General features: G+C 47.2%; 28 protein-coding genes and 1 tRNA gene. 4 read left to right on the plus strand and 25 right to left on the minus strand.

Annotated elements, in window-relative coordinates:
* Window positions 1–113: 113 nt before the first annotated feature.
* The 7 genes from BLW29_RS14315 to BLW29_RS14345 all read right to left on the minus strand — a co-directional run bounded on the left by BLW29_RS14315 (window position 114) and on the right by BLW29_RS14345 (window position 8,123).
* The gene (locus BLW29_RS14315) at window positions 114–1,400 is read right to left on the minus strand and encodes an adenylosuccinate synthase (protein ID WP_090980595.1); all 1,287 of its coding nucleotides are present in this window, start codon (window positions 1,398–1,400) and stop codon (window positions 114–116) included.
* Window positions 1,401–1,594: 194 nt separating this feature from the next.
* Window positions 1,595–2,956, minus strand: a complete 1,362-nt coding sequence (gene dnaB / locus BLW29_RS14320; protein WP_090980596.1) for a replicative DNA helicase — start codon at window positions 2,954–2,956, stop codon at window positions 1,595–1,597.
* A 30-nt stretch (window positions 2,957–2,986) separates the two neighbouring features.
* Complete coding sequence (rplI, locus tag BLW29_RS14325; RefSeq protein WP_090980598.1) at window positions 2,987–3,430, minus strand: 50S ribosomal protein L9; 444 nt, start codon at window positions 3,428–3,430, stop codon at window positions 2,987–2,989.
* Entirely contained in the window at window positions 3,427–5,388 is a 1,962-nt protein-coding gene (locus BLW29_RS14330) for a DHH family phosphoesterase (RefSeq protein ID WP_090980600.1), read from the minus strand. Before BLW29_RS14330 ends, rplI begins: the two co-directional genes overlap by 4 nt.
* 19 nt (window positions 5,389–5,407) lie before the next feature.
* Complete coding sequence (locus BLW29_RS14335; protein WP_090980601.1) at window positions 5,408–6,310, minus strand: DUF2232 domain-containing protein; 903 nt, start codon at window positions 6,308–6,310, stop codon at window positions 5,408–5,410.
* Between the two features lie 167 nt (window positions 6,311–6,477).
* On the minus strand, window positions 6,478–6,918 hold the full coding sequence (locus BLW29_RS14340) for a CBS domain-containing protein (RefSeq protein ID WP_090980603.1): 441 nt from the start codon (window positions 6,916–6,918) through the stop codon (window positions 6,478–6,480).
* A 119-nt stretch (window positions 6,919–7,037) separates the two neighbouring features.
* Window positions 7,038–8,123 carry an LCP family protein gene (locus BLW29_RS14345; protein WP_090980604.1) on the minus strand — a complete coding sequence of 362 codons (1,086 nt, stop codon included), beginning with the start codon at window positions 8,121–8,123 and terminating at the stop codon, window positions 7,038–7,040.
* A gap of 182 nt (window positions 8,124–8,305) precedes the next feature.
* Between BLW29_RS14345 and BLW29_RS14350 the strand changes: the two genes are divergently transcribed.
* On the plus strand, window positions 8,306–8,659 hold the full coding sequence (locus BLW29_RS14350) for a DUF4870 domain-containing protein (protein WP_090980606.1): 354 nt from the start codon (window positions 8,306–8,308) through the stop codon (window positions 8,657–8,659).
* A 58-nt stretch (window positions 8,660–8,717) separates the two neighbouring features.
* Here BLW29_RS14350 and rpsR read toward each other — a convergent pair whose 3' ends face one another.
* From rpsR to rpsF, 3 genes are read right to left on the minus strand one after another with little or no spacing between them, the layout of a single operon-like run.
* Entirely contained in the window at window positions 8,718–8,996 is a 279-nt protein-coding gene (rpsR, locus tag BLW29_RS14355) for a 30S ribosomal protein S18 (protein WP_090574546.1), read from the minus strand.
* 18 nt (window positions 8,997–9,014) lie between these two features.
* Window positions 9,015–9,548: a single-stranded DNA-binding protein gene (gene ssb / locus BLW29_RS14360; RefSeq protein ID WP_090980608.1), complete on the minus strand. Its 534-nt coding sequence runs from the start codon at window positions 9,546–9,548 to the stop codon at window positions 9,015–9,017.
* Window positions 9,549–9,589: 41 nt separating this feature from the next.
* A complete protein-coding gene (rpsF, locus tag BLW29_RS14365) occupies window positions 9,590–9,874 on the minus strand; it encodes a 30S ribosomal protein S6 (RefSeq protein WP_090980610.1) in 285 nt (94 codons plus the stop codon).
* 239 nt (window positions 9,875–10,113) lie between these two features.
* On the opposite strand from rpsF, the gene BLW29_RS14370 reads away from it, so the two are divergent.
* Entirely contained in the window at window positions 10,114–10,293 is a 180-nt protein-coding gene (locus BLW29_RS14370) for a YjzC family protein (RefSeq protein ID WP_090980611.1), read from the plus strand.
* Between the two features lie 485 nt (window positions 10,294–10,778).
* Here the strand turns inward: BLW29_RS14370 and BLW29_RS14375 are convergent.
* The 3 genes from BLW29_RS14375 to BLW29_RS14385 form a co-directional block, all read right to left on the minus strand.
* Window positions 10,779–10,869: transfer RNA gene (locus BLW29_RS14375), tRNA-Ser, on the minus strand.
* A gap of 60 nt (window positions 10,870–10,929) precedes the next feature.
* Window positions 10,930–11,172 (minus strand): DUF951 domain-containing protein, encoded by a 243-nt coding sequence (locus BLW29_RS14380; RefSeq protein ID WP_090980613.1) that lies wholly within the window; start codon window positions 11,170–11,172, stop codon window positions 10,930–10,932.
* 58 nt (window positions 11,173–11,230) lie between these two features.
* The gene (locus BLW29_RS14385; RefSeq protein WP_090980614.1) at window positions 11,231–11,470 is read right to left on the minus strand and encodes a putative Se/S carrier protein; all 240 of its coding nucleotides are present in this window, start codon (window positions 11,468–11,470) and stop codon (window positions 11,231–11,233) included.
* Window positions 11,471–11,633: 163 nt separating this feature from the next.
* On the opposite strand from BLW29_RS14385, the gene yyaC reads away from it, so the two are divergent.
* Window positions 11,634–12,227, plus strand: a complete 594-nt coding sequence (gene yyaC, locus BLW29_RS14390; RefSeq protein ID WP_090980616.1) for a spore protease YyaC — start codon at window positions 11,634–11,636, stop codon at window positions 12,225–12,227.
* Here yyaC and BLW29_RS14395 read toward each other — a convergent pair.
* From BLW29_RS14395 to rpmH, 12 genes are all read right to left on the minus strand, one after another.
* Complete coding sequence (locus BLW29_RS14395) at window positions 12,196–12,693, minus strand: DUF4446 family protein (protein WP_090980619.1); 498 nt, start codon at window positions 12,691–12,693, stop codon at window positions 12,196–12,198. The genes yyaC and BLW29_RS14395 overlap by 32 nt on opposite strands.
* Window positions 12,694–12,723: 30 nt before the next feature.
* Window positions 12,724–13,896, minus strand: a complete 1,173-nt coding sequence (locus tag BLW29_RS14400) for an aminotransferase class V-fold PLP-dependent enzyme (protein WP_090980621.1) — start codon at window positions 13,894–13,896, stop codon at window positions 12,724–12,726.
* 120 nt (window positions 13,897–14,016) lie between these two features.
* Window positions 14,017–14,868 carry a ParB/RepB/Spo0J family partition protein gene (locus BLW29_RS14405; RefSeq protein ID WP_090980623.1) on the minus strand — a complete coding sequence of 284 codons (852 nt, stop codon included), beginning with the start codon at window positions 14,866–14,868 and terminating at the stop codon, window positions 14,017–14,019.
* Window positions 14,849–15,622: a ParA family protein gene (locus BLW29_RS14410; protein ID WP_090980625.1), complete on the minus strand. Its 774-nt coding sequence runs from the start codon at window positions 15,620–15,622 to the stop codon at window positions 14,849–14,851. The genes BLW29_RS14405 and BLW29_RS14410 overlap by 20 nt, the downstream gene beginning before the upstream one ends.
* Window positions 15,623–15,716: 94 nt before the next feature.
* On the minus strand, window positions 15,717–16,538 hold the full coding sequence (gene noc, locus BLW29_RS14415; protein WP_090980627.1) for a nucleoid occlusion protein: 822 nt from the start codon (window positions 16,536–16,538) through the stop codon (window positions 15,717–15,719).
* 158 nt (window positions 16,539–16,696) lie between these two features.
* Window positions 16,697–17,419 carry a 16S rRNA (guanine(527)-N(7))-methyltransferase RsmG gene (rsmG, locus tag BLW29_RS14420; RefSeq protein ID WP_090980629.1) on the minus strand — a complete coding sequence of 241 codons (723 nt, stop codon included), beginning with the start codon at window positions 17,417–17,419 and terminating at the stop codon, window positions 16,697–16,699.
* Between the two features lie 2 nt (window positions 17,420–17,421).
* Window positions 17,422–19,311: a tRNA uridine-5-carboxymethylaminomethyl(34) synthesis enzyme MnmG gene (gene mnmG, locus BLW29_RS14425; RefSeq protein ID WP_090980632.1), complete on the minus strand. Its 1,890-nt coding sequence runs from the start codon at window positions 19,309–19,311 to the stop codon at window positions 17,422–17,424.
* Between the two features lie 31 nt (window positions 19,312–19,342).
* The gene (mnmE, locus tag BLW29_RS14430; RefSeq protein WP_090980688.1) at window positions 19,343–20,722 is read right to left on the minus strand and encodes a tRNA uridine-5-carboxymethylaminomethyl(34) synthesis GTPase MnmE; all 1,380 of its coding nucleotides are present in this window, start codon (window positions 20,720–20,722) and stop codon (window positions 19,343–19,345) included.
* A 77-nt stretch (window positions 20,723–20,799) separates the two neighbouring features.
* Window positions 20,800–21,471 (minus strand): RNA-binding cell elongation regulator Jag/EloR, encoded by a 672-nt coding sequence (jag, locus tag BLW29_RS14435; RefSeq protein ID WP_090980634.1) that lies wholly within the window; start codon window positions 21,469–21,471, stop codon window positions 20,800–20,802.
* Entirely contained in the window at window positions 21,468–22,244 is a 777-nt protein-coding gene (locus tag BLW29_RS14440; RefSeq protein WP_090980636.1) for a YidC/Oxa1 family membrane protein insertase, read from the minus strand. The genes jag and BLW29_RS14440 overlap by 4 nt, the downstream gene beginning before the upstream one ends.
* Before the next feature lie 139 nt (window positions 22,245–22,383).
* Window positions 22,384–22,731 carry a ribonuclease P protein component gene (gene rnpA / locus BLW29_RS14445; protein ID WP_090980638.1) on the minus strand — a complete coding sequence of 116 codons (348 nt, stop codon included), beginning with the start codon at window positions 22,729–22,731 and terminating at the stop codon, window positions 22,384–22,386.
* 162 nt (window positions 22,732–22,893) lie between these two features.
* Window positions 22,894–23,028 carry a 50S ribosomal protein L34 gene (gene rpmH, locus BLW29_RS14450; protein ID WP_090574515.1) on the minus strand — a complete coding sequence of 45 codons (135 nt, stop codon included), beginning with the start codon at window positions 23,026–23,028 and terminating at the stop codon, window positions 22,894–22,896.
* A gap of 638 nt (window positions 23,029–23,666) precedes the next feature.
* Between rpmH and dnaA the strand changes: the two genes are divergently transcribed.
* Window positions 23,667–25,019, plus strand: coding sequence for a chromosomal replication initiator protein DnaA (dnaA, locus tag BLW29_RS14455; RefSeq protein ID WP_090980640.1), 1,353 nt, complete (start codon window positions 23,667–23,669; stop codon window positions 25,017–25,019).
* Window positions 25,020–25,214 lie beyond the last annotated feature (195 nt).

Below are 25,214 nucleotides of genomic sequence, written 5' to 3' on the forward strand. Positions count from 1 at the left end.
CATACTTCTTAGTATGGGCACGCGGTGCAGGAACCATTCACATTTGCAGGCCCCAATTAGGCAAAAAAAGAAGAGGACCGCGATTTCTCGCAGTCCTCTGAATTGGTAATTAATTAAACGTAGATAGGTACAACCGGATTCGTCTGCTCGCGGTTACGTCCCACGGAGAAGATCGCAATCGGAATTCCTGTAAGCTCGGATACCCGCTCCACGTAGCGGCGCGTGTTCTCTGGCAGATCAGCCAAGGTCTTCGCATTCGTGATATCTTCGCTCCAGCCCGGCATTTCTTCGTACACCGCTTCGCACTCGGAGACCAGCTTCAAGCTCGCAGGATAATGCGTAATGATTTCGCCGTTCAGCTTGTAGCCTGTGCAAATTTTAACCGTTTCCAGTCCCGAAAGTACGTCAAGCGAGTTCAAGGACAAGCCTGTAATTCCGCTTACGCGGCGTGCATGGCGGACAACAACAGTGTCGAACCAGCCTACACGGCGCGGACGGCCAGTAACCGTACCGTATTCGAAACCTTTCTCGCGGATCCAGTCACCTGTCTCATTGCTGAGCTCCGTTGGGAATGGACCGTCACCAACACGCGTCGTGTACGCTTTGGCAACGCCGATAACTTGTTGGATCTTCGAAGGTCCAACGCCGGAGCCGATACAAACGCCGCCAGCTGTCGGGTTCGAAGACGTCACGTATGGATAAGTGCCTTGGTCGATATCAAGCATAACGCCTTGTGCACCTTCGAACAGAATACGTTTGCCTTCGTCGATTGCATCGTTCAGCACAACGGAAGTGTCTGTTACGTAAGGACGAAGTGTCTCTGCATACCCCAAGTATTCTGCAAGAATAGCGTCAGCATCCAGCTTCTCGCCGTTGTAAACTTGCTCAATCACTTGGTTTTTCTCGATAACCATGCGGCGAAGCTTCGCTTCGAACTCTTCTGCATCAAGCAGGTCAGCGACACGGATACCGTTACGCGCTGCTTTGTCCATGTAGCAAGGGCCGATGCCTTTGCGAGTCGTACCGATCTTGTTATCGCCTTTACGCTCTTCTTCAAGGCCGTCAAGCACAAGGTGATACGGCATGATCAGATGCGCGCGGTCACTGATTTTCAAATTCTCCGAGGAGAAGCCATTGTCATGTATATAGTTAATTTCATCAATCAGTGCGGACGGATTGATAACCATACCGTTACCGATGACGCACACTTTATTTTCATTGAAAATGCCCGATGGAATCATCGTGAGCTTATATTTCTTATTGCCGATCATAATGGTATGACCTGCGTTGTTTCCCCCCTGGTACCGGGCTACAACATCAGCACCGTCCGCCAGAAAGTCGGTGATTTTTCCTTTGCCTTCGTCTCCCCACTGGGTTCCGACTACAACTACCGTTGACATGGATATACCCCCATTACAAGTTTTGCACGCACTGCCGAGGTGAAATTATAAAAACAACATAATAGCTACCAGCTTTAGACAGCATGATTAGTTTAGCAGTCTGCAGTGGTAAAGTCAACGAAAAGCGAACAATTGTAGGGTCCTATATCGCATTGTTCGGAATTTCGTTTAATGTGGGATACAACCCTCCCCTGTTAGGAGGCTTGGCCGGGTTCTTGGTGCGAACGGTCTAAACTAACGAATTTATTGTAATTCTTCAGGAAGGCAAGTTCGACAGTTCCTACAGGACCGTTACGCTGTTTAGCAATAATGATTTCGATAATGTTCTTCTTCTCGGATTCCTTATCATAGTAGTCATCCCGGTATAGGAACGCTACAATATCGGCATCTTGCTCGATCGAACCGGATTCCCGAAGGTCAGACATCATCGGACGCTTGTCCTGGCGCTGCTCAACGCCCCGGCTGAGCTGCGACAGTGCGATAACCGGCACTTCGAGTTCACGGGCGATTTGCTTCAGTGTACGAGAAATCTCGGATACTTCCTGTTGACGATTCTCGCCGGCTTTGCCGCGTCCTTGAATGAGCTGGAGATAATCGATTAGAATCATGCCAAGTCCGCGCTCTTTCTTAAGTCGGCGGCATTTGGCCCTAATATCCGATACGGTAATGCCCGGCGTATCATCGATGAAGATTTGCGCTTCAGACAACGAACCAATCGCCATCGTTAGCTTTTCCCAATCGTCGCCTTCCAAATACCCGGTACGCAATCGGCCCGCATCTACGTTGGATTCCGCACAAATCATACGCTGCACCAGCTGAGCAGCCGACATCTCCAGACTGAAGATGGCGACCGTTTCACGCGCTCGTACACCGACGTTTTGCGCAATATTAAGGGCGAATGCCGTCTTACCTACGGATGGCCGTGCAGCCACAATAATAAGGTCATTTTTCTGGAAGCCCGCGGTCATCTTGTCCAAGTCGGTAAATCCGGACGGGATGCCTGTTGAGCCGCCTTTATTCGAATATAACTGCTCCACTTTCTCGAATACTTCCATGAGCACATCGCGAATGGATATGAATCCAGTGCTTGAACGACGGTTAGACAGCTCCATGATGCGGGCTTCCGCATCACTAAGCATGGCTCCGACATTCTCAGCCGCGGCATAGCCTTCCGATACGATATTCGTCGCAGTCCGAATGAGACGGCGAAGCATCGATTTCTCTTCAACGATCTGCGCATAGTAATCGACATTAGCGGCTGTTGGAACCGCGTTACCCAGCTTGGCCAGATAACTGACGCCACCGATTTCCTCCAGCTGCTGCCGATCCTGCAAATAAGCAGTCAAGGTTACCAAGTCAATCGGCTGGCTGGCTTCACCAAGCTCCACCATCGCTTCAAACAGCAGCTGATGCGACGGCAGATAGAAGTCCTCGCTGCGCAGCCGCTCCATCGCCGTTATTAACGCTTCCGTTTGCAATAAGACAGCACCGAGTACCGCTTGTTCGGCTTCCATATTCTGTGGCGGTATTCGGTCAAAACTCATCTCATTACTCATTGGTCCGCATGACTCCCCTTTTGATTGCTCTTATTCCTCTGTAGCATGTACACTAAGCTTCGCTTTCACTTCTGGATGGAGCTTTAGCATAACTTGCGTAACGCCAAGCGTGCGAATGGGTTCTTCCAGTTCAATCTTGCGTTTGTCTACTTTGACGCCTTGCGCCTCAAGCGACTCCGCGATTTGTTTGCTTGTGATAGCGCCGAACAAACGACCGCCTTCTCCGGCTTTCGTTTTCACAATAATTTTCATCGCTTCCAGACGTTCTGCAAGCGCCTTGGCATCTTCTTTTTCTTTCTCTTTCTTCTTCTGCTCGGATGCCTTCTGCACATCAAGCGTCTTCAGGTTGCCATCGGAAGCCGGCTTCGCCAAGTTCTTCGGGAATAGGAAGTTGCGCACATACCCTTCCGACACCTCTTTAACCTCACCTTTCTTACCTTGCCCCTTCACGTCTTGCAGAAAAATTACCTTCATTCGAATAACCCCTCTTCCTTATCAAGTTCTTGCAGCACCTGCTTCAGTCGCTGCGCTACTTCCACTACAGTTCCTTCTTGCTGAGCGGCGGCATTCGTTAAATGCCCGCCTCCGCCCATTCGCTCCATGACTACTTGCACGTTCATGTGCCCCAGTGAACGGGCACTGATGCCAATCAGACCGTCCGGCCGTTCTCCTATGACGAAGGAAGCCAGCACATCGGTCATATTAAGCAGCGTATCTGCCGTCTGCGCAATGAGCAGCTGCGAATACTGCCGGCCTTGCTCCGTCATCGCAATGGCGATATGGTCATATACGATTTCAGCCTGCTTAATAATCTCTGCCTTCTTAATGTATTCGGTCAAGTCTTCTTTCAGCATCCGCTGAATCAAGGTTGAATCCGCTCCGTTGCGGCGCAGGAACGAAGCCGCTTCAAAGGTGCGCGAGCCGGTACGAAGCGAGAAGCTCTTCGTATCCACGGTAATCCCCGCCAGCAGCGCTGTTGCTTCTCTAACATCCAGGAGCACTCGATCGTTAATATATTGCAGCAGCTCCGTGATGAGCTCACAAGTCGAGGACGCATAGGGCTCCATATAGACCAGAATCGCATTCGCGATAAACTCTTCTCCGCGTCTATGGTGATCGACCACTACAATTTTGTCCGTTTGCGTTAACAGCTTCGGTTCTTTCACCATCGATGCTTTATGCGTATCGACGACGACGACGAGCGTGTTTCCGTTAATCAGCTCTTTAGCCTGCTCAGGCGTTATAAATCGTTTGGCTATCCGCTCTTCTTCCCTCAGCATCTCCATCATTTTCTGGATGGAAGGATTAACGCCCTCCAGTACGATGTACGCTTCTTTATTAAAGAGCATAGCAGCCTTCAGTACGCCAATGGAAGCGCCGATCGCATCCATATCCGGCATTTTATGCCCCATGATAACGACGCGGTCGCTGTCTTTGATCAGATCACGCAGCGCATGCGCGACAACCCTCGCCCGAACACGGGTCCGTTTCTCTACGGCGTTGGACTTCCCGCCATAGAAGGACTGCCGCTGTCCGACCTTCACGGCAGCCTGGTCGCCTCCGCGTCCAAGTGCATAATCGAGGCTCGTCTGTGCCCAGTGCCCGAGCTCCACAACGCTTTCGGCACCTGCAGCGAAGCCGATGCTGAGCGTCATCGGAATCTTATTCTCCGCGGTAATCTCCCGCACCTCATCGAGAAGGACGAACCGCGATAACTCCAATTGCTTGAGCGTACGCATGTCGGTAATAACCAAGTATCGGTCAGACGTGAGCCGTTTCAAATACACATGGAACTTGTTCGCCCAATCCGTAATTTCCGCAGTCGCCTTCGAGAGCAGCGTGCTGCGCTGTTGATCGTCCATGCCTTGCGTAACCTCATCGAGGTTATCCATCATGACGATGCCAAGCGCAAGCTTCTCTTCTTCATATCGCTTAGCCAGCTGCCAGCGCTGCGTCATATCACGGATGTAGAGCAGGCGCTCATCGAACCTGAACTGCAGCTCGTATACCGAGTTGCCGACATGCGCTTCTACAGTGCCTTCTCGTTCCTTGGCCTGCGACAGTGTCGGGAACAGATCTTCTAATGAATCCCCGACAACAGATTCCCGCTCCAGCATGTGCGTAACAAACGCATTATGCCATTCTACGGTCTTGTCTTCGTTATAGAGAATAATTCCGAATGGCAAATCGCTGATAACCTCATTGCCGGCCTTCTTCACCCGATACGACAGCGTCCCAAGATAGACCTTTAAATCGCGGCGAAAAGCTCGCTCGGCCATTACGGAGTAGAAGCCGACCGCCCCACAGAGCAGCAGTCCCAGCATACCGAGCTTCCATTCATAGAAAGCAAGTGTGACCGTTAGCAAAATCATAAGCACGAATGCCCACAAATGGTGCATGCCGTGCCAGCGATTAATTAAAAACTTTGGCATTGTTTCATTCGCCTCCGTATCACGATTTCTTAAACGCTTTACGGATTGGGAAAGCTGCGTCAATGACCCCAATCAAGCTTAAAGGTTGGAAAATCGCGACAACCACCGAGAGAAGCACCGGTATCGCTTTGTTCCATTTGCGTTCATGCGCCACGAAGAAGAAGAAACCCATCGCCTGAATGGAGAAAGCTAGCTGCATCAACGGTACCAAATTATGAAGCGTCACCGTCATGAACGAAGACCCTGTGTTCGGTGTAGCCATATCCGCTATGAGTACGACCAGGTAATAAAACACAAAAATCCGCGGTAATCTCCACTCGCGAGCCACTTGCAGACGCGAAATCGTCAACCCGCTTGTACGCAGAGCAGGTGCTGCAATCGCATGCGTGATAACCGCAAGCAGGAATGAAACGGTAATAAGCGCCATTGGAATGGAATGAATCAAGCTCTGCACATACGATTCCGTGACGGTTGCCGTCCATACGCTAGGCATAAGTCCTTGTTCTCGTAAATTGTCCACTGTTTTCGTAATCAGTTCACGGATTTCATGCATCAAGGAGAAATCAAATACGAGGTCAAACACAACCAGCTCCAGAAGAAGCTGAGCAAGCACCGTCAATACGGTAGCGGTTAGAACTTTCCGGGCAGGAGCCCCTTTCCGGTAGAAATGCCCCATCACAAGCGATGGAACTAAGAAGAACAGTCCCACGATTAGGGCAGGCAGTCCCATAATGATGACGCCAATTCCATATACGACTGCCATATGCAGCGTAAATGCCCGTTTAGATAAGGTCGTGTACAAAATTACTGTTGGCACCATTAATACTGCCGCAGCCAGCGCATTCAATACGGGGACTGCTACCATAAGCAGTAGAATTAACGCTGAGAAGCTCCATAAAATTGACTTTAAGCCGGTTTTCAAACCGTTCACCTCTTGCTGTTTTACTAGTACACAACTAATGATTTACTCCCCATTATAGCATAAAACAAATCCGGCAACACAGGGGACCTTGTCCAGTAGGAGCTCCAGAATCCCGCTCAGCAAGGAAGACAAAACGCCGCCCTCTTGGATCGAGGACGGCGTCTGATTTAGCCGGCTGCCATTTCTGTGCTGGCTTGTTTAGGTTGATTTAGGATAATGGCTTCACAATAGTCGATAATGTCGCTTCGACGAACAATGCCGATAAACCGGTTCATGTCATCCACTACAGGCACGAAGTTCTGCACCTTCGCCAGTGAAATCAGATCCTCCATATTGGCATCAATTTGAACGGCTTTATTGGCCATGCGCATTTGGACATCCGTCAGCTTCACTTTATTCGTCTGATCAAAGGTCACTTGAGGGTTATTCTTCATATACCACAGCAGATCGCCCTCAGTTAATGTGCCAGCATATCCGCCCTGACTATCGAGAATCGGTACTGCTGTATAGCGATGATGCTCCATCTTCTCGAGTGTTTGACGCAGTGTTGCATCGAGCGTCAACCATACCACCTCTTGCTTAGGCAGTAGAAAAAAAGCAATATTCATGTTGGTGTTCCCATTCCCTTCTACTTTGTCTTTCCTGTGTTCGTGAAGAGCTCCGGGCCTAGCTGCAGCTTGACGTGCTTGACGTGCGCCTATGAGTGGCTATAAGCGCCGCATTGCCGTTAATGCTTCTCTGATGCTGCTTTTGTTTTCGACGACAACGACTGCACAGGCTTCTGATCTTTAACCTGGTATTCCTCCGGAAGCGGCAGCTCTGCTTTCGTTTTCGCTGGATCCAGCCAAGCCTTAATCAACTGTTGCGTTGCAGCTAAATCTTCTTCGTCCGCAAAATAGTACCATGCGCCGTGATTTACCTTCCGATGTCCATTGCCCTTGAGCGTATGACTATAGATCGTGCGATTGTCGCTTTGCAGCATGCTCTTCGCCAGATCAATCATATGCTGTGGTGTTAGATCGGTTGTGAAATTCTCGCCCATAATAGAAATAAGTTCAGGAATCTTCGTCCACTGCTGGACATGCGAAGCTTTAGTCATGATCGCATTTAAGAACTGCTGGTGACGTCCTGCACGGCTTGTGTCGCCGCCTGCATCTTCACGGAACCGAACAAAGTTGAGCGCTTCAGTGCCATTGTAGAGCTCTTTACCGGCCTTAACAACGAACTTCTCGTGATCCGGGTCGTCATTGACCAGATCCTCCGTAATCGGAAGCGCAATCCCGCCCATAGCGTCGATTACTTCACGGAAGCCGGTAAAGTTAATTGTAGCATAATGATCGATGGTATTGTTGAATAACCTTTCGACGGTTTCAACCGACATTTTCGCACCGCCAAAAGCATAAGCATGCGTAATTTTATCTTCCCATTGGTTTCCGGATTTCGTTGTTTTGCCTACGATATCGACATACGTATCACGGGGGATAGATACCATTAGAATAGCGCCATCTTTGGGTCTGATGACGGTATAGATCATCGTATCTGAACGTCCTACCTCTTTATCCCGTTGATCGACGCCGAGCAGGAGCATGGAGAATGGCTCCTCCGGCTTATAAGTGGTTTTAACCGGTTCGTGGCCATCCAAAGGCTGATACGAATTCTCCAGCTCGTCCTTAACCTTCCCGGATAAGAACACATCAAAGCCCCACATCGCCAGTGCATTACGATTGAAATAGCCGACTGTCCCTGCAAGTACTACGATAACGAGAACAGCTGCCAGCCATTTATACGATCGTTGTGATTTTCTCGGTTGCATTGTTATTGTAACGCCCCATTCTCTACAAATCTATTTACACGTGATTTCCTAATTCTAAACGATTATGCGGAGCCGAAAGTTACAAATGGTTAACGATTTTCCTTTGCTAAATCTGGTCAATTCAACCAAGCATAGTTTGAACCAAGCTTGAATACATACCTACAAAGGGAGGGAGCGTTATTATGCAAGCACCGTTATTTGGACCTGATCCATCATCAACAGGTATCGACCCTAAGATTGTCGGGTTGCTTTGCTATTTGGGCAGCTTTGTAACCGGCATCTTGTTTCTCGTGCTGGAGAAGCGAAGCAACTTCGTGAAATTCCATGCCATGCAATCGATCCTCGTGTCTGTCGTATTGGTTGTTATTAATATTGTGCTCGGCTTTATCCCGTTTATCGGTTGGCTGCTTGGCATTTTACTTGCTCCGCTGTCATTTATATTATGGGTTGCATTAATGCTCCTTGCCTTGCAGGGCAAAAGGTTCAAGCTGCCTGTTATCGGCGATTATGCGGAGCAGCAAGCAAGTAAGTTTTAAAGGACTTCCTTATATGAACGCAAAAAAGGCAGCCGATTGGCTGCCTCTTCGTTACGTCCTATTCCGTTGTGTAAGGCAGCAACGCTACTTGACGGGAGCGTTTGATCGCTACAGTCAGAAGACGTTGATACTTTGCACTTGTACCAGTTACACGACGTGGCAAAATTTTGCCGCGCTCGCTGATAAATTTACGAAGCAGGTCCGTATCTTTATAGTCAATGTGTGTAATTTTGTTAGCTGTGAAGAAACATACTTTACGACGTTTGTTACGGCCTTTACGTCCGCCGAATTTGCGTTCTGGACGCTCGTCGCCACCATCTCTTTGCTTAAAGCTCATGTTCATCCGTCCTTTCAGTTAGAATGGCAAATCATCTTCCGATATATCGATCGGGCGTCCGTCATCTGAGAACGGATCACGACTATTGTTGTTCCTTGGTGTGCCTCCCGAACGACCTCCACCTTGTGGATTACCACCATTGGAGCCACCTTGTGAGTTGCCTCCGCCGTAGTTGCCGTTTCCGCTACCGTAACTTGCCGCACCTTCATCACGCGGACCATTGTCGCGGTTACCGGATTCCAAGAAACGCACGTTATCGGCAATAATTTCAGTCACGTAGACCCGCTTGCCTTCGTTGTTCTCGTAATTCCGTACCTGGATACGGCCTTCAACCGCTGTTAGGCGGCCTTTGCGCAAGTAGTTCGCACAAGTCTCAGCGAGCTGACGCCAAGTAACGATCGGAATAAAATCCGCTTCCCGTTCGTTCTGACCACCGCTCGTAAACGGACGATCCACCGCAAGTGTAAATTGCGTTACCGCAACACCTGCCGGCGTATAGCGCATTTCAGGATCCTTTGTTAATCTACCGATGAGAATAACACGGTTCAACATCGTTTATCGCCTCCAATCGAAACATCCTTGCGTTGATGAGACTAAGCTACATCTTTAACAACTAAGAAACGGATAACTTCATCCGTAATTTTCATGACGCGGTCAAGTTCAGCAACAACTTCAGGAGTTGCATTGAAATGTACCAGTACGTAGATACCGTCACGAATCTTGTTGATTTCATACGCAAGGCGGCGTTTACCCATCACGTCATGCTTTGTGACTTCTCCACCGTTTCCGATGATTGCTTGGAACTTGTCAGTCAAAGCTTGTACCGACTCTTGTTCCACATCCGGACGAATAATGTACATCACTTCGTATTTGCGCATATGTTTCACCTCCTCTTGGACTATGCGGCCCCCTTAAAGGGAGCAAGGAGCGAGTTAATTTCTCGCATACCCGAATACTATACCAAACTTAGTCCCTTCTTGACAAGTGTTAATTATGGTTGTATGCCTACCTCTTTCTTCCGTTCATGTTCCTCCTTCATTTGTTGCACACTAATGATCAGGACGGAATCTCTGCGTCGTCCTCATTTGTGCAACCGCACTGGAGGTGTAATTCATTAATGGGTGAATGGACAGAATTTCGAGAAGGCGACCGTGCGCCAAACGACGGGATGTATATTGAAATCGGCGAAGCATCTTTTCATATGGGTGTAAACAATCCGCAGAAGGTAAGATTGGCGAAAGGCGACAAGTTCCCGTCCCTTTCGAATAAGGATCGTAAGTGGAAACGAATGTATTAGAATTTCACAACCCATTTGTATAGAAGATAAGCAAGCTGCGCATTATAGTGGTGACGGTGTAAAGAGAGGTGTGGTTCCGTTGAACCCATACATGTACGAACCTCAAGGAGATTTTGTCCACTCAGCATAGAAGCGGAGGGATGTGCCAAAGACCAGTGTCTGTAACACACGCACACCGACTAAAGACCGGTGAACCGAGGTTTCTTACGAAAAGCTTGTAGTGATGACTGTTTTCTAAATCAAACGCCGTCGGAGAAGGGCTCGCACGAGCCCTTTTTTCCTATGTGTCTGCGACACAGGAAATAAAGCGCTCGTGAGTACCCTTTTTTCCTATGTGTCTGCGACACAGGAAATACCTTCATCAAACAACACGGCGAGTCTCTGCTACTCTCTTGTGTGCGAAAATTCGTGTTTTAGTTGTTGGTTTTGCCTCTAAGCGGTATAAACTAAAAAACGACCCGTTAGGGTCGTTGATTGTTTAAATATGGCGGAGAGGGTGGGATTCGAACCCACGCACGCTTTGACACGCCTAACTGATTTCGAGTCAGCCCCCTTGGGCCTCTTGGGTACCTCTCCATAAAGGTGAATCAGCAGAACAGAATTTATCTTACCACGGGGCTCGTCCAATTGCAAGCATTAATTACTTGATGTTTCATTGGCGCTTTCTCCCCCATTTAAGCCTTCTTCGGCCTTCGAACGGAGCACCTTTTTCAAGTTCTTCTCAAACTTCGCACGCGGTATGAGAACGCTATGTTTACAGCCGACGCATTTGATGCGAATATCCATCCCCATGCGAATGATCTCCATTTCATTTGTGCCACATGGATGCTGCTTCTTCATTTGCACAACATCGCCCAGTTCAAACTGTTTCCTCTCCATAACAGTCCGCCCCTTTCCTCTAAAGCCGTTTCTACTCTCTATCGTATCCCTTTAAGCCTCATAACTCAATGGGCTCGTACCGATCCTCAATCTGTTTAAATATTCCCCTAATCTCTACACTCTCTTGGCTAATGACATCCTTCACGACTAGCAGATCACTCTCGGGAAAATGAATGGATAGTGCGCAGCCCGCTGTAATTTGTTTCGGTGTTGGACAGATGTCTATTTCAATATCGGCATATTCTAATAGCATTTCCGCCCGCAGAGCCTGCTGGGTGGAGTCAAAGGCAATAAGCATTGCATCTGCACCTCCTACATGTATTTGTTACAGGTTCGTTCAACCTTTCTTATATTCCAAGTATAAAATGGTTGTCCCATCCATATACTAGTAACCAAGTGATAACAACGTTTCTCTATCGATTATGTTGTTGGAATTCATAGAGTTGGCGGGAGGAGAATCTATGAAATTGCCAGGAATGAAAGAAACACCGCTCAAAGTACCGTACACAGAACCTAACATTACAGGACTTCTGATGAATCGCATCACGTACCTTTTGGACAACGTCCCTGCTGATCGTAGGCTTGTTGTTGTATGTGTAGGTACTGACCGTTCCACAGGCGATTCGCTCGGCCCTCTTGTCGGCACTTCTCTCAGCAAATATCGGAGTCCCTTCTTCGATCTTTATGGCACCCTGGAGGAACCTGTCCATGCGATGAACTTGGACGAAACGTTAATCGACATCAATAAGTTTGTCCGCAAGCCATTTGTCATTGGTATTGATGCCTGCTTGGGTCAAGCCGCTAGTGTCGGCTGTATTCAAGTCGGTTCTGGTCCTGTCCGTCCGGGTGCCGGTGTGAATAAAGATCTACCGCCTGTTGGTGACATCCACATCACGGGCATTGTAAATGTCGGCGGCTTTATGGAGTATTTTGTTTTGCAGAATACGCGTCTTCATCTAGTTATGCGGATGTCTGATATTATTGCGCACAGTCTTTTCTTATCGATCATGAAATGCGTACGCCCTACTTCGATTCCCGCTGCGACGCAAGACTGATCGCTTCTTTTTCTTCCGGGGTTAGCGGATACTTCGATTGCCCCTCTTGCACCGGCTTGGCATAGACGAACGTGTTCTCTCGACCGTGAATGCCGCTTAGCACCATTCCGTCTTCAGCATCATCAATCACTGCTATTGAGAAGCTCAGATCATTGCCTCGTTCTGCAAAAGCGTTATATCGATGAATACCGATATTGCCTTTCTTCTTCTTCAACGTACCATTCAGCGTATGAACGCTTTGCTTTATTTTGTTCTGTTCTTCTTCCTGAGTATTAAGGCGTTGCTTCAGTTCCACAATTACACTTTCCAGTTCCTCTACTCCTGCGCCGCTCATAAACTGCGTATAACTCTTACGTAGTCGTTTCAGTTTACTGCTGATAACGAAACTGCGTATTAACAAGATCAGAACAATAACAAGCAGCCCAATCGTTATCCAATCGGACGGTCTTTCGATCAGTTCATTCATGATGTCTTACTCTCCCCCGTTTAAAGCCCATTAGCTGTAGTGCTGCTTTATTTCCTTTACAGCCGCTATAAGCGCATCAACCTCTTGTTTCGTTGTGAAGCAGCCGACGCTTGCGCGAATTGCCCCTGTTTCTTTCGTCCCTGCAATTTCATGTGCGAGCGGAGTACAGTGGAATCCTGTGCGGACAGCAATCTGATAATGCTGATCCAGAATAAATCCAATCTCCGACGGATCTGCCCCTGGCAACACGAACGACACGATTCCTGTCCGAGGTTTACCGAACTCCGGGCCCAGGATATGAACGCCATTTAAAGCATGAAGCCCCTCCATCAATTGCTGTGTCAGCATCCATTCTCTAGTATGGATATTTTGCACCGTCTCATGCAGAACATACTGTACGCCAGCCTTCAGCCCATTAATTCCTGCTGCATTCTGAGTACCCGCCTCATAGCGATCTGGCCGCACCTTCGGCTGCTCAATCGCCTCGGATTGACTGCCCGTACCGCCGTGCAGGAGGGGCTCCAGCTCCAAGTTGGGGTGAATGTATAACCCCCCTGTTCCTTGCGGCCCCAGCAGCCCTTTATGGCCCGGAAACGCGAGCATATCGATCCCCATTTGCTCCACATTAATCTCCAACAGCCCAGCTGTTTGCGCAGCATCAACAAGCAGCTTTATCCCTCGTTTGCGCGTAATTTCTCCAATATCAGCTACTGGCAGTATCGACCCTAATAAGTTCGAACTGTGATTTACAATAACAAGCTTGGTATTAGGTTGTATTGCAGCTTCAATTTGTTTCGCATCCAGTTCCCCTGCTTCATTTGTTTCAACATAACTCACCTCAATACCACTTACATTCCTCAAGTGTTCCAGGGGTCTACGTACGGAATTATGTTCAACTGCAGTGGCTATTACATGATCGCCTTTGTTTAACATTCCTTTAATAGCGGTGTTAAGAGCCATGGTTGTGTTTAGTGCAAAAGCAATATCATTAGGGTTCGATACGGCGAACAGCTTAGACAGCGCTTTTCTCGTATTGAATAAAATTCTGCTTGCCCGAACAGCCATCGCGTGACTGCCTCTCCCTGGGTTTGCCCCGTCATGCTCCATTGCTTCCACAACAGCTTGAATGACATCAGCCGGTTTAGGCCATGACGTGGCTGCATGATCGAGATAGATCAATCCCTTATCCGTTGTCTGCTGCATCATTACTCCCCCTCTAGCCAACGAGCCGAAATACCTTTTTATTCTAACAATAGCATACTCGATTGGCACCCCTACTTCAAACGGGGATTCCCAATCGAGTATGCTATTTGAGTTTTAGTATTAAGATAACTGTTGCAATAATTCCAACAATCGTTCCAGGTCCTGTTTATTATAATAGAGAAGTTCGATACGACCTTTATCCTTTTGTTGCTTAATCTTCACCGTTGTCTTGAATTGTTCACGCAGTGTTTCTTCCAATTGATCAATATAGGGATCGCGTTTTTTAGAAGATTGCGGCTTCGCTTTCTCAGCTGAAGGCTGATCCAAGTTTTTAATCGCTTCTTCTAATTGACGAACACTCCACTCATTGGTAATGGTCAATTCAGCAAGTTCCTTCTTGCGTGCATCTTCCTTCACACCCACAATTGCCCTTGCATGTCCCATTGAAATTGTTCCACGTGAAACATTATCTTTGATTTGCTCCGGCAATGACAACAATCGCAGAAAGTTTGCGATATGTGATCTCGACTTGCCTACCTTCATGGACAGTTCTTCTTGAGTCAATTCGAATTTATCCATGAGTGCTTGATAAGCAATTGCAAGCTCCATTGCATTGAGATCTTCACGTTGAAGATTTTCTATTAACGCAATCTCCATAACCTGTTGGTCAGAGAAGTTGCGGATTACTGCTGGAATAGTTGTATTCCCACATAGCTGAGATGCACGGAATCGTCTCTCACCGGCGATGATTTCATACCCTTTAAGGACGGTGCGTACAATGATGGGTTGAATGACGCCATGCTGCTTGATCGATTCAGCGAGCTCTTTAATCGCATCATCATCAAACGTTTTACGTGGTTGATACGGGTTGGGACGAAGCTGTGTTAACGAAACTTCTACAACTTTATCATCTTCGCTTACAGATAGCGATGGGATAAGCGCATCAAGTCCTCTACCTAGCCGCTTGCTCATACATAATCACTTCCTTCGCGAGTTCAAGATACACCTCTGCCCCTTTGGATCTTGGATCGTAAGTAATGATGGATTGTCCGTGTGAAGGAGCTTCGCTTAAACGGACGTTTCTCGGAATAATCGTTTGGTAAACCTTTTGTTGAAAATACTTCTTCACTTCTTCGATAACTTGAATGCCCAGATTTGTTCTGGCATCAAACATCGTAAGCAAAACACCTTCAATTTGAAGCGTAGTATTCAGATGTTTCTGAACAAGACGTACTGTATTTAACAGCTGGCTTAAGCCCTCCAGCGCGTAATATTCACATTGAATAGGGATAATAACTGAATCAGAAGCGGTTAAAGAATTAATTGTTAGAATGCCCAAAGACGGCGGGCAATCAATGAGGATGTAATCATACTGGTTCTTAACAAGAGCAAGTGACTTCTTCAAGCGCTGCTCACGAGAAATCGTTGGAACCAGTTCGATCTCCGCACCGGCCAACTGAATCGTAGCTGGAATAATATAAAGTCCTTCAATATTAGTAGAACAAGTAGCATCTTTAGGGTGAACATCATTAATAAGCACATCATAAATACAATGTGCAACATCTGCTTTATTAATTCCAATTCCGCTCGTCGTATTACCCTGAGGGTCAATATCCACGAGCAATACTTTCTTGCCAAGCGACGCTAGACAAGCACCCAGATTAACGGACGTGGTCGTTTTTCCGACACCGCCCTTCTGGTTCGTTATTGCTATCGTTTTAGACAAACCGTTCACCTCTATGCTGATTACTTTAATGATGCCATATAAAACGATGAAATGACGATGCCGTCCCAGGTTCGGACGGCTGTTTGAATCGCTATTATCGTTTCGGAATTTTGATTACGATTTCGTAATGATCCTCGTAATCTTGTTCATTGGTCTTAATTTGCAAGCCCGATCCCGAAACCATATCAATAGATTGTCTTATTGTATTCAATGCCAAACGCACATCCTTCGTAAAGGAAATTCGCTTTGGCTTCTTAGACTTCGTAGCTTCTTTATAGAAAGCTACACGAGCTTCCGTTTGTTTCACGTTCAGCTCTTTCGTTATAATGTCGTCCAGCACTTTCAGCTGCAGCTCTTCTGTATCGAGTGATAACAAGGCTCTCGCGTGACGCTCCGTAATTTTGCGTTCCATCAGCGCATTCTTAATGGTATCACCCAGACCTAGAAGTCTGATCTTGTTTGCTATTGTAGATTGGCTCTTACCTAAACGCTGAGCTAAGCTTTCTTGCGTAAGATTATGAAGATCAATAAGCTTCTGATACGCGACCGCTTCTTCAATTGAAGTGAGCCCTTCACGTTGAAGGTTCTCAATTAGAGCAATTGAAGCGGCTTGAGAATCATTAAATTCACGAACGATAGCCGGAATCGTCTCAAGACCGAGTTTTTTAACTGCACGATAGCGGCGTTCACCTGCGATGATTTCATACCTTCCACCACGTATCCTTACAACAATCGGTTGTATGATGCCGTGTGTACGGATGGTTTGACTGAGTTCTTCAATACGATCATCATCGAAGACAGTCCGCGGTTGATAAGGACTTGTATCCACATCTTCAATTGGAAGCTGCTTCACTTCATCTTGACTAGTGCTTTTGGTATCACTCAATCCGAATAAACGAGAGAACTGTTCTTTCATATCGTCAACTACCACCCGATTTCAAAGTGCCGAGTATTGTCGTTCTTACTATAATTCGCCGGCTGTAAGTTGATTTCCTGCTTGACAGGGATTTATTATCGAAACAATTGTGACTGCGAGTAAAATGTTCCACGTGAAACAAAATCAAACGATATGGACTACATAATAGGCTGCTTCAGTGGTAAACCAGCTTTTCTTGGATACTTCACTGGCGTAGCTCCAAGCTTCTCCATCAGGAGGATATGCCGATCTGATTGTTCGAAAGGCAGCTTCAAATGTTCAACAGAAGTAAGTTTTGCTTTCAACTCAATCATACTGCGTTTTGATTCATTCGCTTCCTCAGCAGGGTCGGAACCTTTCATTGCAGCGAACACTCCACCCTTACGAACAAAAGGAAGACATAATTCATTTAATCCACTAAGCCTTGCAACTGCCCTTGCGGTAACAACATCATAGGCATCGCGGTGATTAGCAAGGCGCGCAATATCTTCAGCACGACCATGAACACATTGTACGTTCTGAAGACCAAGCGATTGCACGACATGCTGCAAAAATTGAATTCGTTTATTCAAGGAATCTACAATCGTAATGTTAAGATGAGGGAAACAAATTTTCAATGGCAGGCTTGGAAATCCGGCACCTGACCCTATATCGGCCAACGATGACACCTTGTCCATTTTGACAAAGAAAGAGAGAGTCACGGAATCGTAGAAATGTTTCTCATACACCGCTTCTCTCTCCGTAATGCCTGTTAAATTCATTTTCTCGTTCCATTCTACCAGCAGTTCATAATACGTTTGGAACTGCTGGAGCTGGAGCGGCGAAAGCGCCACTCCCTGCTCTTGCAATAAACCAGTAAACCAAGTTTCGGTAGCGTTCATCATTACCCCCGTGCAGCAATAACCTTATTGTAGTGTTCTAAATAAACAAGAAGAATGGAAATGTCAGCCGGCGTTACACCGCCAATTCGTGATGCTTGCCCAATCGACAACGGCCGAATGTTAGACAAATTTGATTTCGCTTCCTTAGAGAGATTGTTGACCACCATGTAATCAATATCGTCCGGAATGCGCTTCTTCTCCATCTTGGCAAGACGCTCAACTTGTTGCTGCTGTTTCTCAATATAGCCGGCGTATTTAATTTGAATTTCAACTTGTTCTTTCATATCATCCGTAAGCACTTCCGGCGATGGGGACAGTCGATCTATGATATCATAGGATACTTCAGGACGTCTTAATATGGAAAGTCCGTCAGTCGTCTGTTGAATCGGAGTAGACTGTGCTTCCTCCAGCAGTTGAAGCGTTAGTTCATCAGGTTTAATCTTGACGGTTTTCAGACGCTCAATTTCCTGCTCCACCAGCAGCTTCTTCTGTGAAAACTTCTGATAACGCGCTTCTGAGATTAACCCGATCTCATAACCGGTTGGCGTCAAACGCATATCGGCATTGTCATGTCTCAGTAACAACCGATATTCCGCACGAGAAGTTAATAGGCGGTACGGCTCTGTAGTACCCTTCGTCACCAAATCATCAATCAGTACTCCGATATAGCCTTGCGAACGGTCGATGATAACCGGTGGTTTCCCCTGCGCTTTACGTGCAGCATTAATACCAGCCATAACACCTTGCCCCGCTGCTTCCTCATAGCCGGATGTACCATTAATTTGTCCAGCTGTGAATAACCCCGGAACAATTTTCGTTTCTAGAGATGGCCACAATTGTGTTGGAACAACGGCATCGTACTCGATCGCATAGCCCGTACGCATCATCTCAACTTTTTCCAAACCTGGAATAGAACGGAGAATACTGAGCTGCACATCCTCAGGCATGCTGGTCGAGAGTCCTTGCACATAATACTCTGACGTGTTCTTTCCTTCCGGCTCTAGGAAGATTTGATGCTTCGGCTTATCAGCGAATCGCACAATTTTATCCTCAATAGACGGGCAATATCTAGGACCTGTTCCCTCAATTTGACCGGAGAACATAGGAGCGCGATGGAGATTATCGTTAATAATCTTATGCGTTTCCTCAGAAGTATACGTCAGCCAGCAAGGCAGCTGCTCATTGTCGGAGTACTCCGTTTCATATGAGAAGAACTTCGGCTTCTCGTCGCCAGGCTGAATCTCTGTTTTGGAGAAATCAATCGTATCCTTATGCACACGTGGCGGCGTGCCTGTTTTGAAACGAACAAGCTGCAGACCAAGTGAGCGCAAGCTCTCGGACATCTTAACAGAAGGCTGCTGGTTGTTAGGCCCGCTCTCATACATCAGCTCGCCCATAATTACTTTCCCGCGAAGATACGTTCCCGTGGTAACAACAACGGTTTTCGCGCGATATTCTGCACCTGTCTTCGTAATAATCCCTACACAAGCGCCGTCCTCAATAACGAGTTCCTCCGCCATCCCTTGGCGAAGGGTCAGATGATCGGTTTCTTCAATCGTTTGCTTCATAAAATGTTGGTAAAGAAACTTATCCGCTTGCGCACGCAGTGCGTGTACAGCCGGGCCTTTACCCGTATTCAGCATCCTCATTTGGATAAACGTTTTATCAATGTTACGTCCCATTTCCCCGCCAAGTGCATCAATTTCACGCACGACATGGCCTTTGGCCGGACCGCCAATCGATGGGTTACATGGCATGAAAGCCACCATGTCCAAATTAATCGTAAGCAACAGCGTCTCACAGCCCATTCTCGCAGCAGCAAGTGCAGCTTCAACACCTGCATGACCGGCACCGACTACGATGACATCAAAATCCCCTGCATGATATCCCATTACTTTATCCCTCCTTGCCTTGCAACAATAATTATTTACCTAAACAGAACTGAGAGAAAATTTGGTCGATAAGCGAATCTGATACGGAATCTCCTATTAATTCGCCTAATTGCTCCCAAGCCGTACGCACATCAATTTGCACAATATCAATCGGTATCCCGATATCTGTCGCTTCCATAGCATCTACAAGCGACTGGCAGGCATGACCGAGCAGCGTAATATGTCGAACATTGCTGACATAAGTCAAATCCGCAGACTCCAGCTCTCCACCGAAGAACATACGTTTAATGACATCCTCCAGTGTTTCCAGCCCCTGTTCGTGCAGAACCGACAAACGAACGATTTGTTCCGGGGAGAAAATCGCCTCCACCTCAGAGGTGTCCATCACTACCGGCAAATCCGTCTTATTCAATAATACGACAACAGGTCGATTTCGGAACTGCTCCATCAACAAACGGTCATCCGGATGAAGCTCCTCGTTCACATTCAGTACGAACAAGATCAGATCCGCTTCCTCGAGCGCCGAACGTGAGCGTTCCACCCCTATTCGTTCCACCACATCCGCAGTTTCGCGGATACCGGCCGTATCCAGCAATCGCAGTGGAATTCCTCCAAGAGTGACATACTCTTCAATAACATCGCGCGTTGTACCCGGAATGTCCGTCACAATCGCTTTGTTTTCCTGGACGAGCGCATTAAGCAGCGAGGATTTACCGACATTGGGCCGGCCAACAATTGCCGTCATAATGCCTTCTCTTAATATTTTGCCTTCACTTGCCGTTTTTAACAAACGATCGATTTCGGCGCAGGCCTCACCACAGCGCTCACGAATATAATCACTCGTCATGGAAGCCACATCATGCTCTGGATAATCGATGTTCACTTCAATATGTGCAAGCAGCTCAATCAAATTATGACGAAGTGCTTTAACCTTCTTCGACAGCATTCCCTCGGCCTGCTTCATCGCAACCGAGAAAGCACGATCCGACTTCGAGCGAATCAAATCAATGACCGCCTCCGCTTGCGTCAAATCGATTCTCCCGTTTAGGAATGCACGCTTCGTAAACTCACCGGGCTCTGCAATTCGAATGTCCCCAGAGCGAAGCAGCAACTCCAGAACGCGTTTCACCGCGACAACACCGCCGTGCGTACTAAGCTCAACGACATCTTCCGCCGTAAACGAACGCGGTCCCCTCATAATCGTTAGTAAAATCTCTTCTACGACTTCGCCACTGATCGGATCCACAATATGACCATAATGGACGGTATGCGAATCAGCCGTGACAATATTCGATTTGGATCGGAAGTATTTTGCGCTTTCGGCAACTGCCTCAGGTCCACTTACCCGTATAACGGCAATGCCGCCCTCTCCGACAGCAGTCGAAATGGCGGCAATCGTGTCTTGAATCATCATGTTATTTTCCCTCATATTTAAAAAAATGAGCAATGACCATTAAAGAGCCATTGCTGAAAAAGAGCTGTATGCTTCTACTTAAGCGTAATCACGACACGGCGATTTGGTTCATCGCCTTTACTGAATGTTTTAACTTTGGCATGGTTCTGTAATTGCGAGTGAATGATCTTCCGCTCGTGCGGGGACATCGGCTCCAGTACAACTTCCTTACGTGTACGGATAACATGTCCCGCAAGCCGATCGGATAAATCCTCGAGCGTCTTCCGTCGACGCTCGCGAAAATCTTCCGCATCAAGCACAATGCGAAGATGGCTGTTGGAATAACGGTTGGCAACAATGTTGACCAGGTATTGCAAAGCGTCAAGCGTTTGGCCTCGACGTCCGATCAGCATGCCAAGATCGCCGCTTCCCGATAACGCGAGAGTTAAACCGTCTTTCGAATCGTTACGAGCAATCGTAATGTCAAGCCCCATCGTTCTTGCCACTTCGGTGATGAATCGTTCCGTTTCAAGGAGCGGATCTTTGGCTGCTGCAGCAGTAACCGATGGCGTCTTCGCCTGCTCGACCACCAGAGGTACAAGCACGAGTTCCACTTTCGCAGCACGCGCGCCGATCAGGCCGAATAAACCTCTAGACGGTTTCTCGAGAACAGTTACATTAACGCGATCCGCTGACACTTGCAATTCCGTTAAACCATTTTGTACAGCATCTTCGATCGTTTTGCCCGATGCTACGATTTTCTTCATTTCGCAGGTACACTCTCCTTGCCCTTAGGTGAGTTGCGTACATATAGGAAATAGTTTTGCACAATGGTGTAGATATTGCTGAATACCCAGTAAAGCGGCAATGCAGCCGGGAATGACAACGCCATAACGAAGATCAACACCGGGAAAATCATCATAATCCCTTGCATCGCCGGCATTGTTTTCTGCTGCGAAGACATCATCTTGGATTGAATGAACGTTGTAATAGCAGCCAGGATTGGCAGCACGTACGTATGATCCTTCTCTCCAAGCTCCAGCCACAGGAATGTATGCTCACGAATGTTTTCATTCATATAAATCGCATTGTAAAGCGCAATGAAGATCGGCATTTGCACGAGCAGCGGCAGACAGCCGGCTAGCGGGTTAACTTTGTGCTGTTGGAACAGCTTCATCGTTTCTTCCTGCTGCTTTTGCGGATTGTCTTTATGCTTCTCTTTCAATTTCGCAAGCTCCGGCTGCAGTGCCTGCATCGCCTTCGAGCTGCGGTATTGTTTAATCGTAAGCGGGAGAATCAATGTTCTGACGATGATAACCATTAGCAAGATCGCAATGCCATACTCGCCGCCGAACCATTTGGCAAAATTCTCGAGCACTAGTGAGAAATAATATACTACGTTTCTCTGCCAGAAGTTGCCGTGCTCCAGGTCAGTCATTGATACCGTGTGAGTAGCTGAAGAACAGCCGCTCAGAAAAAGCATGACCGCAATTAATGCAATTGCCGTCAGCCATGTTCGTTTCGAAATACGGGACAACATGTAAATCTCCTCTCTGCATACCGATAGCGTAAGGTCCGAAAAACAAGGACCAGTTGCATTATCATATTCACGTAAACTATATCACATTTTATGGCACAAAGAAACAAGCCTCCTGCTCACGTAAAAGCGATTACACACCTTAACGCGTAGTCTTCAGAAGCCCTGCTCGTTTCAATACGTGAAGCATGCTTTTTTCGAGCTCCTTGAGCTCCAGACCAACTGCCGGCTTCCTCACAATGACGATCAGATCCAGCTGCCCGGTTATACGATCCTTCTGCCCTCGGACAATTTCCTTCACAAGACGCCGCATTCGATTGCGAACGACGGCATTCCCGATCTTCTTGCTCGCCGATACACCAAGACGCAACGGATCCGCCTGCAGTTGGCGCGACCAATATACGACAAATTGGCTGTTTGCGAATGATTTGCCGTTTCGATAAATCCGGCTGAAATCTTCGCGGTTACGCAATCGCAATTTTCTTTGCACGGGTACACCTTCACCGGACCTTTATTTATATATCAGTAAGCATCCTAAGATTATCATGCGACCGATCGTCTCTCCCTCATTTAAGGAAGCGCATAATACCTTCTTCTACCTCTATTCTTGCCGTAAAAAAGAAAAAAAGACCACGTAATGTGGTCTTAAGGTTTACGCGCTCAATACTTTTCTTCCACGTTGACGGCGGGCGCTAAGCACTTTACGTCCGTTTGCGGAAGCCATGCGTTTACGGAAACCATGAACTTTCTTGCGTTTGCTAACGTTCGGTCTGAATGTCGGTCTCATTATCAATGCACCTCCTATACCTTACTCAAATCAGCTTACCTATTTACTATTTCTATCGTCTGGCGCGATTAGCGATCATCAGTTTTTTCTAAGCGTGAACAGCTGCGCAGCCGCGATAGTCAAACCACGAGCGTCCATCGGTGAAAAAACGCCTTTTTCAATTAAACCATGCAGGTGCCCAAAAGTCAACCAGAAACAGCTGTGGGAAGAGTCTCCAAAACCAAGCTGTGGATAAAAGTATAAACAGGGGCTTTAGGTTGATAATTTAATAACATGTGGATGAATTTATCGGAGTTTCCCGCATTATGTCGAATTGGTAACAAGATATAAACAATATCTAGTGTTGTCGATAACTCTTATACACAACCTATAGAATTTGTGGATAAAATCAGCGGAATCGTTGAATATCAAGGGTTATTTTGCTATGATGATTATGTTTTCTGTGTGGATGACTCCAACTCCCCCTCAACATTATCAACACCCTGTGGATAACAATGTGAACAACATTCATCCCCTTTTGATAATTTTTATGCACCCATCCTTAGTAATGTGGATGAAATGGATCAGAAAGCCCGATGTTTCGACATCAACAGCATGACCGCGCCGTTTTCGGTGAATTGGATAAGGAGTGACAATCTGTGGATAGCCATACGCACGAAATGTGGCAACAGGTGCTGTCGATCATTCAAACGAAGCTCAGCAAGCCAAGTTTCGACACTTGGTTTAAAGCGACTAAGGCTTCGTTTAGTGGTGATTCTACTGTCATTGTGACAGCGCCGACGACTTTTGCAGCCGAATGGCTCGAAAGCCGGTATACAAAGCTTGTGCGGACCACACTGCAGGAATATATGGGGCGCCAATATGACATTAAATTTGTCATTGAAGAGAATAAGCCGCCTGAGCCAGCAGAAATCCAACCAATCATTATGCCAACCGTGCATGTCGGGCCGGAAGAGCCCTACACGCATATGCTTAATCCCAAATATATGTTCGACACGTTCGTCATCGGCGCCAACAACCGGTTTGCCCATGCGGCTTCTTTAGCTGTGGCCGAAGCACCGGCGAAGGCATACAATCCGCTGTTCCTATACGGCGGTGTTGGACTAGGCAAGACGCATTTAATGCATGCGATTGGTCATTATATTTTGGAACATAACCCGAATACACGAGTTCTGTATTTATCCTCCGAGAAATTTACGAATGAGTTCATCAATGCGATTCGGGATAACAAGGGCGAAAGCTTCCGCAACAAATACCGAAACATTGACGTGCTGCTCATTGACGATATTCAGTTCCTGGCCGGCAAAGAACAAACGCAAGAAGAGTTTTTCCATACCTTTAATGCGCTGCATGAGGAACGTAAGCAAATCGTCATCTCAAGTGACCGACCGCCCAAAGAAATTCCAACCTTAGAGGAACGCCTTCGTTCCCGGTTCGAATGGGGCTTAATTACGGATATTCAGCCGCCGGATTTGGAGACGCGGATCGCCATTCTGCGTAAGAAAGCGAAAGCGGAGAATCTGGACATCCCGAACGAAGCCATGGTCTACATCGCGAGCCAGATCGATACGAATATTCGAGAGCTCGAAGGCGCATTAATCCGCGTCGTAGCCTATTCGTCACTCATTAATGAAGACATCTCGTCCCATTTGGCAGCCGAAGCACTCAAAGATATTATTCCATCAAGCCGGCCAAAAATGATCACGATGCAGGATATCCAGCAAAAAGTTGGGGAGTTGTACGGACTCAAGCTGGAGGAATTTAAAGCGCGTAAACGTACGAAGGCAGTTGCGTTCCCAAGGCAGATCGCGATGTATCTATCCAGAGAGTTAACGGACTACTCGCTGCCAAAGATCGGGGAAGCATTCGGAGGACGCGACCATACAACCGTCATCCATGCGCACGAGAAAATTACGCAGCAGCTGAAAGTGGATTCGGAGCTCTACAAAATCGTCCAAACGTTAACGGATAAAATTAAAAATCACACGTAAATACGAAGACTGTGGATATAGCACAAAAAGTTATACACTACTTCAACATTTCATCAGCAAGCCTATGCACACGCTATACACATGTGGATAGGCTTGCTTTATCCGTGTTTGAACCACTTATCCACATATTCAGGGCCCCTACTACGACTTCTACTAATATTTATTAATAAACATCATCAAATATAGGTGACAACG

This window comes from Paenibacillus sp. CF384, assembly GCF_900106745.1.
Classification (GTDB): Bacteria; Bacillota; Bacilli; order Paenibacillales; family Paenibacillaceae; genus Paenibacillus_Z.

Bases quoted from the DNA above. Each gene is read 5' to 3' on its own strand.
- rpsR (WP_090574546.1), bottom strand. From the start codon at position 8,996: ATGAGCTTTAAGCAAAGAGATGGTGGCGACGAGCGTCCAGAACGCAAA.
- BLW29_RS14440 (WP_090980636.1), bottom strand. From the start codon at position 22,244: ATGTTGTCCCGTATTTCGAAACGAACATGGCTGACGGCAATTGCATTA.
- jag (WP_090980634.1), bottom strand. From the start codon at position 21,471: ATGAAGAAAATCGTAGCATCGGGCAAAACGATCGAAGATGCTGTACAA.
- BLW29_RS14400 (WP_090980621.1), bottom strand. From the start codon at position 13,896: ATGCAGCAGACAACGGATAAGGGATTGATCTATCTCGATCATGCAGCC.
- BLW29_RS14350 (WP_090980606.1), top strand. From the start codon at position 8,306: ATGCAAGCACCGTTATTTGGACCTGATCCATCATCAACAGGTATCGAC.
- BLW29_RS14385 (WP_090980614.1), bottom strand. From the start codon at position 11,470: ATGCTTATTGCCTTTGACTCCACCCAGCAGGCTCTGCGGGCGGAAATG.
- rpmH (WP_090574515.1), bottom strand. From the start codon at position 23,028: ATGAGACCGACATTCAGACCGAACGTTAGCAAACGCAAGAAAGTTCAT.
- mnmG (WP_090980632.1), bottom strand. From the start codon at position 19,311: ATGGGATATCATGCAGGGGATTTTGATGTCATCGTAGTCGGTGCCGGT.
- BLW29_RS14330 (WP_090980600.1), bottom strand. From the start codon at position 5,388: ATGCCAAAGTTTTTAATTAATCGCTGGCACGGCATGCACCATTTGTGG.
- yyaC (WP_090980616.1), top strand. From the start codon at position 11,634: ATGAAATTGCCAGGAATGAAAGAAACACCGCTCAAAGTACCGTACACA.
- rpsF (WP_090980610.1), bottom strand. From the start codon at position 9,874: ATGCGCAAATACGAAGTGATGTACATTATTCGTCCGGATGTGGAACAA.
- BLW29_RS14370 (WP_090980611.1), top strand. From the start codon at position 10,114: ATGGGTGAATGGACAGAATTTCGAGAAGGCGACCGTGCGCCAAACGAC.
- BLW29_RS14340 (WP_090980603.1), bottom strand. From the start codon at position 6,918: ATGAATATTGCTTTTTTTCTACTGCCTAAGCAAGAGGTGGTATGGTTG.
- BLW29_RS14315 (WP_090980595.1), bottom strand. From the start codon at position 1,400: ATGTCAACGGTAGTTGTAGTCGGAACCCAGTGGGGAGACGAAGGCAAA.
- rsmG (WP_090980629.1), bottom strand. From the start codon at position 17,419: ATGAACGCTACCGAAACTTGGTTTACTGGTTTATTGCAAGAGCAGGGA.
- BLW29_RS14380 (WP_090980613.1), bottom strand. From the start codon at position 11,172: ATGGAGAGGAAACAGTTTGAACTGGGCGATGTTGTGCAAATGAAGAAG.
- BLW29_RS14405 (WP_090980623.1), bottom strand. From the start codon at position 14,868: ATGAGCAAGCGGCTAGGTAGAGGACTTGATGCGCTTATCCCATCGCTA.
- rplI (WP_090980598.1), bottom strand. From the start codon at position 3,430: ATGAAGGTAATTTTTCTGCAAGACGTGAAGGGGCAAGGTAAGAAAGGT.
- BLW29_RS14395 (WP_090980619.1), bottom strand. From the start codon at position 12,693: ATGAATGAACTGATCGAAAGACCGTCCGATTGGATAACGATTGGGCTG.
- dnaB (WP_090980596.1), bottom strand. From the start codon at position 2,956: ATGAGTAATGAGATGAGTTTTGACCGAATACCGCCACAGAATATGGAA.
- noc (WP_090980627.1), bottom strand. From the start codon at position 16,538: ATGAAAGAACAGTTCTCTCGTTTATTCGGATTGAGTGATACCAAAAGC.
- BLW29_RS14345 (WP_090980604.1), bottom strand. From the start codon at position 8,123: ATGCAACCGAGAAAATCACAACGATCGTATAAATGGCTGGCAGCTGTT.
- ssb (WP_090980608.1), bottom strand. From the start codon at position 9,548: ATGTTGAACCGTGTTATTCTCATCGGTAGATTAACAAAGGATCCTGAA.
- mnmE (WP_090980688.1), bottom strand. From the start codon at position 20,722: ATGATTCAAGACACGATTGCCGCCATTTCGACTGCTGTCGGAGAGGGC.